Genomic DNA, 14,424 nt, shown 5'->3' with positions numbered 1-14,424 from the left:
CGGATCAAGTAGCGCGCTAACGAGCGTAGGGTGCGTGGTTGTTAGCGCTTTAGCGCTTACAACCACGGCCTCCTCCTTGCGAGGACGAGGCTCCCTCGCGGCGGCGAGGGCGGGGGGAGTTGGATTAAAACAGCGAGGAGCGGTTGATTTGCCACTGCCGGTTAGCGCCCGGCTTTGCCGGGCGGTGAGCATAAGCTTGAGGCTTATTCAGCGCGTTGAGAGACCATTCCCCACCAATGCCAGATCAGCATGAGTACCGAACTGGCCAGCAGGGCATAGGCCAGGATTTCCATATGCCCGCGAAAGCGCTGGCGGGTCTGCGGCTTGAGGAAGAAGTTCCACAGCAGCAGGCCCAGCGCGATCAGCAGGGCCACTCGTCCAAGACGGGACAGCATATCAGCGCCTCTCTACAGGCACTGGATGACGCCGTCGGCGTATTGGCGGGCGCCGATCAGGGTATTTTCCGTGCCCGATTTGTATTCCAGCAGTTTCCAGCCTCGGCAACCCATTTTCTGGCTGAGGCTTTCGGCCCGGCGCAGAAAGAATTGCTCGGCCTGGCCATAGAACAGCATGGACGAGCCGGCGACGCGCAATTGGTACTTTTTCTTGCCCAAATAGCGCGTCTCGCCGTCCTGCAACACCCCGTTGCTGTCCGAAATGGCCTGGCCGGTTTGTTGTAACTGGGAGCAGCCGGCAAGCAATAAAAACAGGCCAATAAACAGGTGATTGGGGCGAATGGGCATAGAGGTTTCCGGGTCGAAGTTAATCCACTGCATTCAGGTTTTCATATAAACCCTTATTTGCAAAGGACTATCGCATTCGTATAAGGGTAAATCCGGGGGGGCAAATTAGCTCTAAGTGATTGTAGCAAATACAAAAATTCCCGCTTTGCATGCTTGACCCGCGTGGAATTGTTGCCCTATAGTGGGGTGCAGTGGGTAAAAGTGGTGAAAAGTGTTTCACCCGCCCAGAAATGAAGTCCTAGAAAGCTGCTCGCGGCTTTCGCTCCCCACAGCGGTAATACGGCGGTAAACATGTTCGGCGGCGTAGCACTCCTCAACCTCGACAGCAAAGGGCGCCTGGCTATTCCGGCCAAGCATCGCGATGCCTTGCTCGACGGATGCGGCGGGCGACTGACCGTCACGGTCGATCCCAGCCAATGCCTGCTGATCTACCCTCAGCCCGCCTGGGAACCCGTGCGCGACAAACTCAATAATCTCCCCGCCTTCAATCCCCAGGCCCGTGCCCTGCAACGCCTGATCCTCGGCCATGCCGAGGAGGTCGATATCGATTCGGCCGGCCGCATCCTGCTTTCCACCACGCTGCGCAGCTTTGCCCAGCTGGATAAATCGGTGGCGCTGGTCGGCCTGGGCAGCAAGTTCGAGCTCTGGGACGAAGGCCGCTGGCATGCGCAGACCGCGGCCGCGCTGGCGATGTCGCCGGCCGATATCGCCGCTCAACTCGATGGTTTCGTGCTGTGAGCGCGGCCGTTTTCACACACCGCACGGTGTTGCTGACCGAGGCGGTGGACGGCCTGGCCATCGTGCCGGACGGCATCTACGTCGATTGCACCTATGGCCGTGGCGGCCACTCGCGGCTGATTCTCAGCCGGCTCGGTCCGCAAGGCCGGCTGGTGGCCTTCGACAAGGATCCGCAGGCGGTGGCCGACGCCCGCACCATCACCGACCCGCGTTTCCATATCGTGCACGAGCCCTACGCGGCCTTCGATGCCGGCCTGGATGCGCTGGGTATCGGCGCGGTGAATGGCGTGTTGATGGATCTCGGTATTTCTTCTCCCCAGATCGACGATGGGGCGCGTGGCTTCAGCTTCCGCTTTGATGCGCCGCTGGACATGCGCATGGATACGACCCGCGGCCAGACGGCCGCGGAATGGTTGGCGTCGGCGGAACAAGCCGAAATCGCAGAGGTGATAAGGGATTATGGCGAAGAACGGTTTGCTAAACAGATTGCAAGCGCGCTTGTTACGGCTCGGGGGGAGAACCCGATCCTTACAACAGGACAACTTACCCAGATCGTGGCAAAGACCGTCCGCACCCGCGAACCGGGCCAGGATCCGGCGACGCGCACCTTCCAGGCTATACGGATTTACATCAATCGTGAGCTTGAAGAACTGTCGCTGACGCTGCCACAGGCGTTCCGGCGCCTCGGCACGGGTGGACGGCTGGCCGTGATCGCCTTCCATTCGCTGGAGGACCGCATCGTCAAACGCTTTACCGTGGATGCCGCCACCGCCGATCGCCTGCCTTCGCGCCTGCCGGTGCGGGCGGCCGATATCGCGGAAGCGCCCTTGAAGCTGATCGGCAAGCCGATCCGCGCCTCGCAAACCGAAGTCGGTGAAAACCCGCGCGCCCGTAGTGCCATCCTGCGCGTCGCGGAGCGCACCGGCGCAGCCCTGAGATAGGCGCCGGGGTGACACGCTTGAATCTGTTGTTGCTCTTTGTCCTGGTCGTTTGCGCGCTGGGGGTCGTTACCTCTCAGCACAAGGCGCGGCGAGCCTATATGGAATTGCAGAAGGCGCAAACCGAAGCCCATCGGCTGGATGTCGAGTGGGGACAGTTGCAGTTGGAGCAGAGCACCTGGGCGATGCATTCGCGCATCGAAAAGGAAGCGATGACCCGGCTGGGCATGCATGTCTCCGATGCGGCGCATACCCAGGTGGCGCCCGTCGTCGCCCCTGGTCAGTGAGTGGCCATGGTTTATCAAGCCAACAAGAGCCCCGCCCTCAAGCTGCAGATGTGGCGTGCCTGGCTGGTGCTGGGCGGATTGGTGGCGCTGTTCCTGGTGCTGATCGGCCGGGCCGGCTATTTGATGAGCTTCAAGGAAGACTTCCTGCGCGAGCAGGGTGAGGCGCGCTACAGCAGGCGGCTGGTACTGGAAGCCAATCGCGGCATGATTACCGATCGGAATGGCGAGCCTTTGGCCATTTCCACGCCGGTGCAGTCGATCTGGGCCAGTCCGTCCGACGTGCCCAGGCTGAGCGCCGACCAGCTGGCCAAGTTGAGCCGTGCCCTGGGCCTGCCGCCCGGCGATGTGGTGCGCCGCCTGGCGGACAAGCAGCGCGACTTTGTCTACCTGCGGCGGCAGATGAGTCCGGATGCGGCGGCGCGGGTGCTGGGCTTGGGTATTCCCGGCATTTCCAAGCAGGTCGAATACCGGCGCTATTACCCGGCCGGTGAAGTACTGGCCCATGTGATCGGTTTCACCGGTATAGACAACAAAGGCCAGGAAGGATTCGAGCTGACGCGCGAGTCCATGCTGGCGGGCAAACCCGGTAGCCGGCAGGTGATCAAGGATCGCCGCGGTTTTATCGTCGAGGACGTGACCAGTATCGAAAAGCCGCGCGACGGCCAGACGCTGACGCTGTCGATAGACAGCAAGATCCAGTACCTGGCCTTCCGCGAGTTGAAGAAGTCGGTCGAGGACAACAAGGCCAAGGGCGGCGGCATCGTGGTACTGGATGCCCGTACCGGCGAAGTGCTGGCGCTGGCGAATGTACCCAGTTTCAACCCGAACAATCGGGAAAAGCTTGATCCGGCCACGCGGCGCAACCGGGCCCTGACCGATAGTTATGAACCGGGCTCGACCATGAAGCCGATGACCGTGGCGGCCGCGCTGGAAACCGGCGATGTGACGCCGCAGACCATCGTGCAGACCGGTGGCGGCACGATGGCGATCGGCCCGAATGTCGTGCATGACACCCATGCACACGGCGCGATCACGGTGGAGCAGATTGTGCAGAAGTCCAGCAATGTCGGCGTCGCCAAGCTGCAGCTGGCCATGGGCCGCCAGCATTTATGGACCTTCTACGACAAGTTGGGGTTCGGGCAGCTGCCGCACAGTGGTTTCCCCGGTGAATCGGGCGGTCGCTTGCGGCCGTGGAAGAACTGGGTGCCGATCGACCAGGCCACCATGGCCTATGGCCACGGGATTTCGGTCAGCCTGCTGCAGATTGCGCGGGCTTACCAGATCTTCGCCACCGATGGCGAAATCCGCCCGATCAGCTTCCAGAAGCTGGTGGCGCCCTTGCCCGGGGATGCCGTGATCAAGCCCGAAACAGCACGGGCCGTGCGCAAGATGCTGGAAATGGTTACCCAGCCTGGTGGTACCGCTTCGAAGTCGCGCGTGGTCGGCTATCGGGTCGGCGGCAAGACCGGTACCGCCCACAAGCTGGAGGGCGGCAGCTATGAAGGCAAGAAATATGTCGGTTCCTTTGTCGGCATCGCGCCAATTTCCGATCCGCGGGTGATCGTGGCGGTGATGATCGACGAGCCGACGATGGGCAAATATTACGGCGGCGATGTAGCCGCACCGGTATTCAGTGCCGTGGTAGCGGGTAGCTTGCGCTTTATCGGCGTACCGCCGGATGCGCCGCTGAATCTGCCGCTGCTGGATACCACCGATGATCCGGTCAAGGAGGAGATGTGAAGCCTAGCGCCTGGGAACTGCCGTTGCTGGATTGGAACGCGATCGATGCGATCGCCGCCGGCCGCCGGCTGGTCGCCGATAGCCGGCGGATCCAGCCCGGCGATATCTTCCTTGCCTATCGTGGCGACACCAGCGACGGCCGCCGGCATATCGCTGCCGCCATCGCCGCAGGCGCCGGCGCCGTGCTGTGGGAGGCGGAAGACTACGCCTGGGTGGAAGATCCGGGCTTCCCCAATCTGGCTATCCCGCAGTTGCGCGCCCAGACAGGCCTGATCGCCAGCCATCTGTTGGGCGACCCCAGCCGTGCGATGGCATGCGTGGCGGTGACCGGCACCAATGGCAAGACCAGTTGCGCCCATTGGCTGGCGCAAGCCTTTATCTTGCTTGGCGGCAAGCCGGCGCTGATAGGCACCCTGGGCTACGGCCTGCTCGGCCAGTTGGGCGATGCCAGCCATACCACGCCCGAGGCGGCGCAGCTGCAAGCACTGATCGCCGAATTCAAGGCGGCCGGCGCCAGCCATCTGTGCATGGAAGTGTCCTCGCATGCGCTGGATCAAGGCCGTGCCCATGGGGTGGCCTTCGATGTGGCGGTGTTTACCAATCTAAGCCGCGACCACCTCGATTACCACGGCAGCATGGCGGCTTACGCCGAGGCCAAGCAAAAGCTGTTCGACTGGGAGGGTTTGCGCGCGGCCGTCATCAATGCCGACGACGCCTTTGGCGCCGAATTGTTGCGGACCCTGCCGGCTGGCCTGGCACTGGGTTACGGCCTGGAAGCGGGCGAGCTGCGCGCGGTGGAAATACAGACCAGCCTGGCCGGCATCCGCATGCGGATCAACTCGCCTTGGGGCGATGCCGAGTTGAATAGCCCCCTGCTGGGGCGTTTCAACGCCAGCAATCTGCTGGCCTGCCTGGGGGTGTTGTTGCGCCTCGATGTGCCGATGAACGATGCGGTCGCGGTGCTCGGTCGCATCGAATCGGCCAAAGGCCGTATGCAAAGGCTGGGCGGTGGCGACAAGCCGCTGGTGGTGGTCGATTACGCCCATACGCCCGATGCGCTGGAAAAGGCGCTCAGCACCCTGCGCGAGGCCATGCCGGCCCGGCGCCGGCTGTTTTGCGTGTTCGGTTGCGGCGGCGACCGTGATCGCGGCAAGCGTCCCTTGATGGGCCGCGTCGCCTGCATGTTGGCCAACACCGTCATCATCACCAATGACAACCCACGCACCGAGGAACCGCGCCGCATTATCAGCGACATCCTTGACGGCGTGGACGGGGCCGACGCCGAACACCAGCATTTGGGCGACTACAGCGTGCAGAGCGATCGTGCCGCCGCCATCGCGCTGGCCGTCGAGCTGGCCGAGATCGGCGACGTGGTTTTGATCGCCGGCAAGGGCCACGAAGAATATCAGGACGCGAACGGCGTGAAGATGCCGTTCAGCGATGAACAACAGGCAACGGCCGCCTTGGCGGCCTGGAAGTTGAGCAAGTGAAAGATCCGATGCTGACGCTGGCCACCAGCGCGACCGTATTGAACGCCACCCTGCGCGGGGATGGCGGGCTGGCGTATGAACGGGTGAGTACCGATAGCCGCGATATCCGCCCCGGCGATTTGTTCGTGGCACTGAAGGGCGACAATTTCGACGGTCATGATTTCATCGCCGCCGTCCTGGCCGGCGGCGCCGTCGCCGCCCTGGTCGAGGCCGGCCATCCGGCGCTGGCCGCGCTGGGCCCCGATGCGCCCCTGCTGGAGGTCGATGACACGCTGGCGGCGCTGGGCCGGCTGGCAGCGCATTGGCGCGGCCTGTTCAGCCTGCCCCTGCTGGCCATCACCGGCTCCAGCGGCAAGACCACGGTCAAGGAGATGATTGCGACCGTACTGCGCCGGCATGCCGGCGACGAGGCCGTGCTGGCCACCGCCGGCAATCTGAACAATCACATCGGCCTACCGCTGATGTTGTTGCGCCTGCGCGCGCGGCACCGGTATGCCGTCATCGAAATGGGCATGAACCATTTCGGCGAGATCGCCTACCTGACCGGTCTGGCGGCGCCGCAGCTGGCCCTGATCACCAACGCCGGCAGCGCCCACATCGAATTTCTCGGCTCGGCCGCCGGCATCGCCGAGGCCAAGGGGGAGATATTCGACGGCCTGGCCGAAGGCGGCGCTGCGCTGATCAATCTGGATGACGACTACGCCGACTATTGGCGCGGCTTGAATGCCAGCCGTACGCTGCTGGGATTCGGTTTGGCGCAAGGCGATATCCAGGCGCGCGACGTGCGCCTGGCGGGGCTGGACAGCCGTTTCACGCTGGTGACGCCAGGCGGCGAAGCCGAGGTGCGGCTGCCCGCGCCCGGCCGCCACAATATCGCCAATGCCTTGGCCGCTGCAGCGGCTTGCCATGCCTTGGGCCTGACGGCGGTCGAGATCGCCGCCGGCCTCGCCGGCTATGTCGGCGCCAAGGGACGCCTGCAACAAAAGCGCGCCGCCAACGGCGCCTTGCTGATCGACGATAGCTACAACGCCAATCCCGATTCCATGCACGCCGCCATGGATGTGCTGGCGGCCCTGCCGGCGCCGCGCTTCCTGGTGCTGGGCGATATCGGCGAGACCGACGATATCCCGGCCCGCCATGCCGAACTGGGCGAATACGCCCGCGGCAAGGGCTTGGAGTCGTTGTACGCCACCGGCGAGGGCATGCGCCACGCCGTGGCCGCGTTCGGCCCGGGCGGCCGGTGGTTCGACAGCCATGCCGCCCTGGTGGCCGCACTGGCGCCGCAACTGGGCAAGGATGCCGTCGCGCTGGTCAAGGGATCGCGCTTTATGCGCATGGAACAAATTGTCGAAGCGCTTGCTTCGGCCGGAAAGGCAGAGGCCTGATTTATGTTGCTTTGGCTCGCCAACCTGCTCGGCGAAAATATCCGGGCCTTCAACGTCTTCAACTACATCACCCTGCGCGCCGTACTGGCGACCATGACGGCGCTGTTCATCAGCTTTATGCTGGGACCGTGGGTGATCCGCAAACTGACCGACTTGAAGGTGGGCCAGTCGGTACGCAATGACGGCCCGCAAACCCATCTGGTCAAAGCCGGCACGCCCACCATGGGCGGCACGCTGATCCTGCTGTCCATCGGCCTCACCACGCTATTGTGGGCCGACCTGCGCAACAAGTATGTCTGGCTGACCCTGTGCGTCACCCTGGGCACCGGCATCATCGGCTTTATCGACGACTACAAGAAGGTGGCGCTGAAGAACCCCAAGGGTCTGTCGGCGCGCCAGAAACTGTTCTGGCAATCGCTGATCGCCATCGGTGCGGGCCTGTTCCTGACCAGTACCGCGACCACGCCGGCGAACACCGAATTGATCGTGCCTTTCTTCAAGCATATCGCCTACCCCTTCGGCGTGGCCGGCTTCATGGTGCTGACCTATTGCGTGATCGTCGGTACCTCCAACGCCGTCAACCTGACCGATGGCCTGGATGGTCTGGCCATCCTGCCCACCGTGATGGTCGCATCGGCGCTGGCGATCTTTGCCTATGTCGCCGGCAATGCCAAATTCGCCACCTACCTGCTGCTGCCCCATATTCCCGGCGCCGGCGAACTGGCGGTGTTCTGCGCCGCCATCGGCGGGGCGGGCCTGGGTTTCCTGTGGTTCAACGCCTATCCGGCCGAAGTATTCATGGGCGATGTCGGCGCACTGGCGCTGGGCGCCGCGCTGGGCACCGTGGCCGTGGTGGTTCGGCAGGAAATCGTGCTGTTCATCATGGGCGGTGTCTTCGTGATGGAAGCACTGAGCGTGATGATCCAGGTAGCCAGCTTCAAGCTTACCGGCAAGCGGGTATTCCGCATGGCGCCGCTGCATCATCACTATGAGTTGAAAGGCTGGAAGGAAACCCAGGTAGTGGTGCGCTTCTGGATCATCACCATGCTGCTGGTGCTGGCCGGGCTGGCCACCCTGAAATTGCGCTAAGGCGGCGACGGAATAGATAAAAGAGCCGCAACAGCGGCGACGACCATATGAGCGAGAGAACATGAAGCTGAGCGGTAAACATATCACCGTCGTTGGCCTGGGGGCCACCGGACTTTCGGCAGCGCGCTGGCTGACCCGCCATGGCGCCGTCGTCACCGTTGCCGACAGCCGCGAACAGCCGCCGGGACTGGCCGAACTGCGTGCGGCCCTACCGCAGCTGCCGGTCAAGCTGGGCGCCTTCAGCGAAGTGACCTTTGCCGGCGCGGAATACCTGCTGCTGAGTCCCGGCGTGCCCATGGCCGATCCGGCCATCGCCGCCGTGGCGGAGCGGGGCATCGAGGTGATCGGCGATATCGAACTGTTCGCCCGTGCGCTCAACGCCGAAAAGCATCCGGCCAAGGTGATCGCCATTACCGGTTCGAACGGCAAATCGACCGTGACCTCCATGGTAGGCGCCATGTGCGAAGCGGCGGGCCTCAGTACCGTGGTGGCCGGCAACATCGGCTTGCCCATTCTGGACGCCTTGACCGAAATCGAGACCGAAGTGCGGCCGCAACCCGACGTCTGGGTGCTGGAGCTGTCCAGTTTCCAGCTGGAGACCACCCAAAGCCTGGCGCCCGATGCCGCCGCGGTATTGAATGTCAGCGAAGATCATCTCGACCGCTACGACTCCATGCGCCACTACGCCATGACCAAGGCCCGCATCTTCGAAGGCTTGGGTGCCATGGTGCTGAACCGCGAGGATGGCTACTGCCGCGGCATGGCCCGGCCCGGCCGGCAGGTATTCTGGTTCGGCCTGGATACGCCCCGATCGCCCACCGAATATGGCCTGCGCGCCTTTGGCGCCGGCCATGAGCTGGTGTGCGGCGATTTCACCCTGATGCTGGCAACCGAATTGCCGGTGGCCGGTTTGCACAATGCCGCCAACGCCCTGGCCGCCTTGGCCTTGACCCGTGCCATCGGCTTGCCCACCCTGCCGCTGTTGCAGGCACTGCGCCGTTTCCACGGCTTGCCGCACCGGGTCGAGCGGGTCGCCGAACTGGCTGGCGTCACCTACTACGACGATTCCAAGGGCACCAATGTCGGCGCCACCGAAGCGGCCCTGAAGGGCATGAGCCAGCCGGTGGTATTGATCGCCGGCGGCGACGGCAAGGGACAGGACTTCAGCCCGCTGGCGGCTGCCTGCCGCGACAAGGTTCGCGCCGCCATTCTGATCGGTCGCGATGCGCCGCTATTGCGGGCCGCCCTGGCCGGCAGCGGCGTGAAGCTGCTGGATGCCGCCTCGATGCCGCAGGCGGTGGAACTGGCCGCCGCCGAAGCACAGCCGGGCGATGCCGTGCTGATGTCGCCGGCCTGCGCCAGCCTGGATATGTTCCGTAACTACACCCACCGCGCCGAGGTCTTTGTCGCCGCGGTAAAAGGTTTGCCAGCGTGAAACGCTTCTATCAGGCGCTCCGGCGCAGGCCCGTCATGCTCGGTTACGACCAGTCCCTGGTCTGGACCGTGCTGACCCTGCTGGGTATCGGCCTGATCATGGTTTATTCCGCCTCGATCGCGGCGGCCGAGGTGGACAAGGACACCGGTTTCCGCTCGACCTACTTCCTGATACGCCATGGGATTTTCCTGGCGGTGGGCCTATCCGCCGCGTTCCTGGTGTTCCAGGTCCCTATCCGGGTCTGGCAGCAGTATTCGCCTTATCTGTTCCTGTTCGGTATCGCTTTACTGGTACTTGTGCTGATTCCGCATATCGGCCGCGAGGTCAATGGTTCCAAGCGCTGGCTCAGCCTGGTGGTGGTGAATTTCCAGCCCTCCGAGGCGATGAAATTCTTCGTGGTGCTGTATGCCGCCGATTACACCGTGCGCAAGGCGGCCTATATGCATAGCCTGGTCAAAGGCTTTGTGCCGATGTTCGTGGTGATGCTGATCACCGGCGCGCTGCTGCTGTCCGAGCCCGACTTCGGCGCCCTGTCGGTAATCACCGCCATCGCGATGGGCTCCTTGTTCCTGGGCGGATTCGACTGGCGCCTGTTTGCCGGCCTGGTGGTCCTGCTGTTTATCGGTTTTGTCGGCTTTATCCTGATCTCGCCCTACCGCATGGCGCGGGTGGTCGGCTTCATGGACCCCTGGAAGGATCCCTACGGCAAGGGCTATCAGTTGAGCCACAGCCTGATTGCCTTCGGTCGCGGCGAATGGACCGGCGTCGGCCTGGGCGGCTCGGTCGAGAAACTGTCCTACCTGCCGGAAGCGCATACCGACTTCCTGATGGCCATCATCGCCGAGGAATTCGGCTTCGTCGGCGTCACCCTGGTGGTGGCCCTGTTCGCCTGGCTGGTATTCCGCGCCTTCGCCATCGGCATCCAGGCGGCCAAGCTGGAGCGTTACTACTCGGCCCTGGTCGCACAAGGCATCGGCATCTGGATAGGCGTGCAGTCGGTCATCAATGTCGGTGTGAACATGGGGCTGCTGCCGACCAAGGGCCTGACCCTGCCGCTGCTGTCGTTCGGCGGCTCGGGCATCCTGGCCAATCTGGTCGCGCTGGCGGTACTGCTGCGGGTGGATTGGGAAAATCGCCAGCTGATGCGGGGGTACACGGTATGAGCCGCCGTACCCTGATGATCATGGCCGGCGGTACCGGCGGGCATATTTTCCCGGCGCTGGCGGTGGCAAAGGAAATGCAGGCGCGCGACTGGACGGTGGTCTGGCTGGGCGCACGCGGCCGCATGGAAGCCGAACTGGTGCCCCGCCATGGCATCGCCATCGAGCTATTGCCCATTGGCGGCGTGCGCGGCCAAGGCCTGCTGCGCAAACTGGTGCAGCCGGTCGAGCAAGCGCGGGCCTTGACCCTGGCGATGGCGGCCATCTTCCGTCACCGCCCCGATGCACTGATCGGCTTCGGCGGTTTCACCGGCTTTCCCGGCGGCCTGGCCGCTACGCTGCTATGGCGTCCGCTGATCGTGCATGAGCAGAATTCCGTGGCAGGGCTGACCAACAAAGTGCTGTCTCGGCTGGCCCGCCGCGTACTGACCGCGTTTCCCGGCGCCTTTGCCGGCCGTGGCGAGCTGGTCGGCAATCCGGTACGGGCCGATATCGCCGCCCTGCCGCAGCCGGCCGAGCGCTTCGCCGCGCGCAGCGGGCCGCTGCGGGTGTTGGTGGTGGGGGGAAGCCTCGGCGCCGCCGCGTTGAATGAAGTGGTGCCGCAAGCTTTGGCGCTGCTGGCTGAAGACGAGCGGCCGCAAGTTACCCACCAAGCTGGCCAAAAGCAGATCGAGCAGTTGGGCCGGAATTACGCCGACGCCGGCGTGGTGGGCGAGTGCGTGGCCTTTATCGATGACATGACCACGGCCTATGCCGATGCCGATCTGGTGATCTGCCGAGCCGGTGCGCTGACCATCGCCGAACTGGCGGCGGCCGGCGTCGCCGCCATCCTGGTGCCTTTCCCGCACGCGGTGGACGACCACCAGACCGGCAATGCCGCCTATCTGGCTGAATGTGGCGCAGCCATCCTGATCCAGCAGCGCGATCTGAACCCGGCCTGGCTGGCCGATCGCCTGCGCGAATTGAAACGACCCCGCCTGCTGGCCATGGCCGAGGCGGCCAGAACAAGGGCTTTGCCCGACGCGACCCGAGTCGTGGCGGACATCGTCGAGGAAGTAGCGCAATGAAGCACAAAGTCAAACATATCCACTTCGTCGGCATCGGCGGTTCGGGCATGAGCGCCATCGCCGGCGTATTGCTGGACCTGGACTACGACGTTACCGGCTCCGACCTGAGCGAATCGAGCGTGACCAGCAGCCTGCGGGCTGCTGGTGCGCAGATCCATATCGGCCACGACGAGTCCCACCAGGCGCAAGCCGACGTGGTGGTCATCTCCACCGCCGTGAAACAGGACAATCCGGAAGTGCTGGCCGCGCGCGCGCGGGGCGTGCCGGTGATCCCCCGCGCCATGATGCTGGCCGAGCTGCTGCGCTTCCGCCAGGGTATCGCCGTCGCGGGCACCCATGGCAAGACCACCACCACCAGCCTGATCGCCGCCATGCTGACCGAGGGCGGGCTGGACCCGACCTATGTGATCGGCGGCAAGCTCAACGCGGCGGGTACCGGCGCCCGGCTGGGCAAGGGCGAGTTCATCGTGGTGGAGGCCGACGAATCGGATGCCTCCTTCCTGATGCTGCAGCCCATGCTCGCGGTGATCACCAATATCGACGCCGACCATATGGAAACCTATGGCCACGATTTCGAGCGGCTCAAACAGGCTTTCCTCGATTTCCTGGCTCACCTGCCCTTCTATGGCCGCGCTGCGCTGTGTATCGATGACCCGAATATCCGCGCCATCCTGCCGCAGGTCGCCAAGCCGGTGACCACCTACGGCGTCAGCGCCGACGCCGATCTACGGGCCGAGGATATCGAAGCGCTGCCAGGCGGCCGCATGCGCTTCACGGCCGTGTGGCGCAACGGGGTCGAAAGCCGGCTGGCCATCGAACTGAACGCTGCCGGCCATCACAATGTCTTGAACAGCCTGGCTGCCATCGCCATTTGCCTGGAAGTCGGCGTGGATGAAGCGGCCATCCAGCGTGCGCTCAGCCAATTCGGCGGGGTAGGCCGGCGCTTCCAGCGCTACGGCCAGGCAGCCCTGCCCGGCGGCGGCACGGCGACCGTGATCGATGACTATGGCCATCACCCGGTGGAAATGGCGGCCACGCTGGCGGCCGTGCGCGGCGCCTTCCCCGGCAATCGGCTGCTGCTGGCTTTCCAGCCGCACCGCTATAGCCGTACACGCGATTGTTTCGAGGATTTCACCCGCGTCCTGTCCAGTGTCGATGCCCTGGTGCTGACCGAGGTCTATGCCGCCGGCGAAGCGCCCATCGTCGCCGCGGACGGCCGCGCGCTGACGCGGGCGGTACGGGTACAAGGCAAGCTCGAACCCCTGTTCGTGGACGCGATCGCGGATCTGCCCGGCGCCATCCTCGAACATGCCAGGGACGGCGATGTGATTGTCACGATGGGCGCCGGCTCCATAGGCGCCGTGCCCGCAAAATTGGTGGAAAACGTATGAACAAATATGGAAAAGTCGCCGTCGTGATGGGCGGAACCAGCGCGGAACGCGAAGTGTCGCTGATGAGCGGCCAGGGTGTCCTGGAAGCACTGCGTTCGCGGGGCGTTGACGCGCATGCCTTCGATCCGCGCGACAAGCCACTGGCGGCTTTGCGCGAAGAAGGCTTTCAGCGCGCTTTCCTGATCCTGCATGGCCCGATGGGCGAAGACGGCACCATCCAGGGTGCCCTGGCCTTCCTGGGCATTCCCTATACCGGCTGCGGCGTGATGGGCAGTGCGATCGGCATGGACAAGTTGCGCTGCAAACTGATCTGGCGCGCCCTGGGGCTGCCCATCCCGGAATTCGAACTGCTGGACGAACACAGCGATTTCGAAGCGGTCGCGCACAAGCTGGGTCTGCCCCTGTTCGTCAAACCGAATATCGAGGGTTCCAGCGTAGGCGTCACCAAGGTCAAGACTGCGGGCGAACTGAAGGCTGCATACCTGGAAGCGCGCAAGTACGACAAGGTCGTGCTGGCAGAAACCTTCATCGGCGGCGGCGAGTACAGCGCCCCCATCATGGGCGACGCCGTGCGCGGCTACACGGTCCTGCCGGCCATCAAGATCGAACCCGCCACCGAGTTCTACGACTACCAGGCCAAGTACTTCCGCGACGACACCGTCTATCGCTGCCCAAGCGGCCTACCACCAGAACAGGAAGCCGCCATCGCCAAACTCGTGGAAAAAGCCTTCTGGGCCATCGGCGGCCAAAGCTGGGCACGCGTCGACTTCCTCATGGACGAAGAAGGCAATCCTTACCTGCTGGAAGTCAACACCGCCCCCGGCATGACCAGCCACAGCCTCTTCCCCATGGGCGCCCGCGCCGCCGGAATGAGCTACGAGGACGTCGTCCTAAAGATCCTAGACACCACATTAGAGGAAGCCTAGAGACATGTGGAGCAACAGCATCGGCCACCCAGAAC

14 protein-coding genes are annotated in these 14,424 nt (G+C 64.0%); 12 read left to right on the top strand and 2 right to left on the bottom strand.

Annotation, left to right across the window (positions count from 1 at the left end):
- Window positions 1–203: 203 nt before the first annotated feature.
- Both FNU76_RS10430 and FNU76_RS10425 read right to left on the bottom strand, forming a co-directional pair.
- Complete coding sequence (locus tag FNU76_RS10430) at window positions 204–395, bottom strand: protein MIGRI (RefSeq protein WP_144278140.1); 192 nt, start codon at window positions 393–395, stop codon at window positions 204–206.
- Window positions 396–407: 12 nt separating this feature from the next.
- Window positions 408–743, bottom strand: coding sequence for a hypothetical protein (locus tag FNU76_RS10425; protein WP_144278139.1), 336 nt, complete (start codon window positions 741–743; stop codon window positions 408–410).
- Window positions 744–1,034: 291 nt separating this feature from the next.
- On the opposite strand from FNU76_RS10425, the gene mraZ reads away from it, so the two are divergent.
- The 12 genes from mraZ to FNU76_RS10365 all read left to right on the top strand — a co-directional run bounded on the left by mraZ (window position 1,035) and on the right by FNU76_RS10365 (window position 14,389).
- A complete protein-coding gene (gene mraZ, locus FNU76_RS10420) occupies window positions 1,035–1,481 on the top strand; it encodes a division/cell wall cluster transcriptional repressor MraZ (RefSeq protein WP_144278138.1) in 447 nt (148 codons plus the stop codon).
- Window positions 1,478–2,422, top strand: a complete 945-nt coding sequence (gene rsmH, locus FNU76_RS10415; RefSeq protein ID WP_144278137.1) for a 16S rRNA (cytosine(1402)-N(4))-methyltransferase RsmH — start codon at window positions 1,478–1,480, stop codon at window positions 2,420–2,422. Before mraZ ends, rsmH begins: the two co-directional genes overlap by 4 nt.
- Window positions 2,423–2,430: 8 nt before the next feature.
- Entirely contained in the window at window positions 2,431–2,706 is a 276-nt protein-coding gene (gene ftsL, locus FNU76_RS10410; protein WP_144278136.1) for a cell division protein FtsL, read from the top strand.
- A gap of 6 nt (window positions 2,707–2,712) precedes the next feature.
- Complete coding sequence (locus FNU76_RS10405; RefSeq protein WP_144278135.1) at window positions 2,713–4,446, top strand: peptidoglycan D,D-transpeptidase FtsI family protein; 1,734 nt, start codon at window positions 2,713–2,715, stop codon at window positions 4,444–4,446.
- On the top strand, window positions 4,443–5,936 hold the full coding sequence (locus FNU76_RS10400) for a UDP-N-acetylmuramoyl-L-alanyl-D-glutamate--2,6-diaminopimelate ligase (RefSeq protein ID WP_144278134.1): 1,494 nt from the start codon (window positions 4,443–4,445) through the stop codon (window positions 5,934–5,936). The genes FNU76_RS10405 and FNU76_RS10400 overlap by 4 nt, the downstream gene beginning before the upstream one ends.
- On the top strand, window positions 5,933–7,321 hold the full coding sequence (locus tag FNU76_RS10395; RefSeq protein ID WP_308418630.1) for a UDP-N-acetylmuramoyl-tripeptide--D-alanyl-D-alanine ligase: 1,389 nt from the start codon (window positions 5,933–5,935) through the stop codon (window positions 7,319–7,321). Before FNU76_RS10400 ends, FNU76_RS10395 begins: the two co-directional genes overlap by 4 nt.
- 3 nt (window positions 7,322–7,324) lie before the next feature.
- On the top strand, window positions 7,325–8,410 hold the full coding sequence (gene mraY, locus FNU76_RS10390) for a phospho-N-acetylmuramoyl-pentapeptide-transferase (RefSeq protein ID WP_144278133.1): 1,086 nt from the start codon (window positions 7,325–7,327) through the stop codon (window positions 8,408–8,410).
- A gap of 61 nt (window positions 8,411–8,471) precedes the next feature.
- Window positions 8,472–9,845, top strand: a complete 1,374-nt coding sequence (murD, locus tag FNU76_RS10385) for a UDP-N-acetylmuramoyl-L-alanine--D-glutamate ligase (RefSeq protein WP_144278132.1) — start codon at window positions 8,472–8,474, stop codon at window positions 9,843–9,845.
- A 35-nt stretch (window positions 9,846–9,880) separates the two neighbouring features.
- A complete protein-coding gene (gene ftsW / locus FNU76_RS10380; protein ID WP_144280633.1) occupies window positions 9,881–11,008 on the top strand; it encodes a putative lipid II flippase FtsW in 1,128 nt (375 codons plus the stop codon).
- On the top strand, window positions 11,005–12,072 hold the full coding sequence (gene murG / locus FNU76_RS10375; protein ID WP_223879298.1) for an undecaprenyldiphospho-muramoylpentapeptide beta-N-acetylglucosaminyltransferase: 1,068 nt from the start codon (window positions 11,005–11,007) through the stop codon (window positions 12,070–12,072). Before ftsW ends, murG begins: the two co-directional genes overlap by 4 nt.
- Window positions 12,069–13,463: a UDP-N-acetylmuramate--L-alanine ligase gene (murC, locus tag FNU76_RS10370; RefSeq protein WP_144278131.1), complete on the top strand. Its 1,395-nt coding sequence runs from the start codon at window positions 12,069–12,071 to the stop codon at window positions 13,461–13,463. Before murG ends, murC begins: the two co-directional genes overlap by 4 nt.
- Window positions 13,460–14,389 (top strand): D-alanine--D-alanine ligase, encoded by a 930-nt coding sequence (locus tag FNU76_RS10365; protein WP_144278130.1) that lies wholly within the window; start codon window positions 13,460–13,462, stop codon window positions 14,387–14,389. The genes murC and FNU76_RS10365 overlap by 4 nt, the downstream gene beginning before the upstream one ends.
- The last annotated feature ends 35 nt before the right edge of the window (window positions 14,390–14,424 follow it).

This window comes from Chitinimonas arctica (assembly GCF_007431345.1).
Classification (GTDB): Bacteria; Pseudomonadota; Gammaproteobacteria; order Burkholderiales; family Chitinimonadaceae; genus Chitinimonas; species Chitinimonas arctica.
Note: the sequence above shows the minus strand (reverse complement) of the source record. Positions and strands in the feature narration are given on the sequence as shown.

Bases quoted from the DNA above. Each gene is read 5' to 3' on its own strand.
- FNU76_RS10425 (WP_144278139.1), bottom strand. From the start codon at position 743: ATGCCCATTCGCCCCAATCACCTGTTTATTGGCCTGTTTTTATTGCTT.
- murD (WP_144278132.1), top strand. From the start codon at position 8,472: ATGAAGCTGAGCGGTAAACATATCACCGTCGTTGGCCTGGGGGCCACC.
- FNU76_RS10405 (WP_144278135.1), top strand. From the start codon at position 2,713: ATGGTTTATCAAGCCAACAAGAGCCCCGCCCTCAAGCTGCAGATGTGG.
- FNU76_RS10365 (WP_144278130.1), top strand. From the start codon at position 13,460: ATGAACAAATATGGAAAAGTCGCCGTCGTGATGGGCGGAACCAGCGCG.
- murG (WP_223879298.1), top strand. From the start codon at position 11,005: ATGAGCCGCCGTACCCTGATGATCATGGCCGGCGGTACCGGCGGGCAT.
- mraY (WP_144278133.1), top strand. From the start codon at position 7,325: ATGTTGCTTTGGCTCGCCAACCTGCTCGGCGAAAATATCCGGGCCTTC.
- FNU76_RS10430 (WP_144278140.1), bottom strand. From the start codon at position 395: ATGCTGTCCCGTCTTGGACGAGTGGCCCTGCTGATCGCGCTGGGCCTG.
- mraZ (WP_144278138.1), top strand. From the start codon at position 1,035: ATGTTCGGCGGCGTAGCACTCCTCAACCTCGACAGCAAAGGGCGCCTG.
- ftsW (WP_144280633.1), top strand. From the start codon at position 9,881: ATGCTCGGTTACGACCAGTCCCTGGTCTGGACCGTGCTGACCCTGCTG.
- murC (WP_144278131.1), top strand. From the start codon at position 12,069: ATGAAGCACAAAGTCAAACATATCCACTTCGTCGGCATCGGCGGTTCG.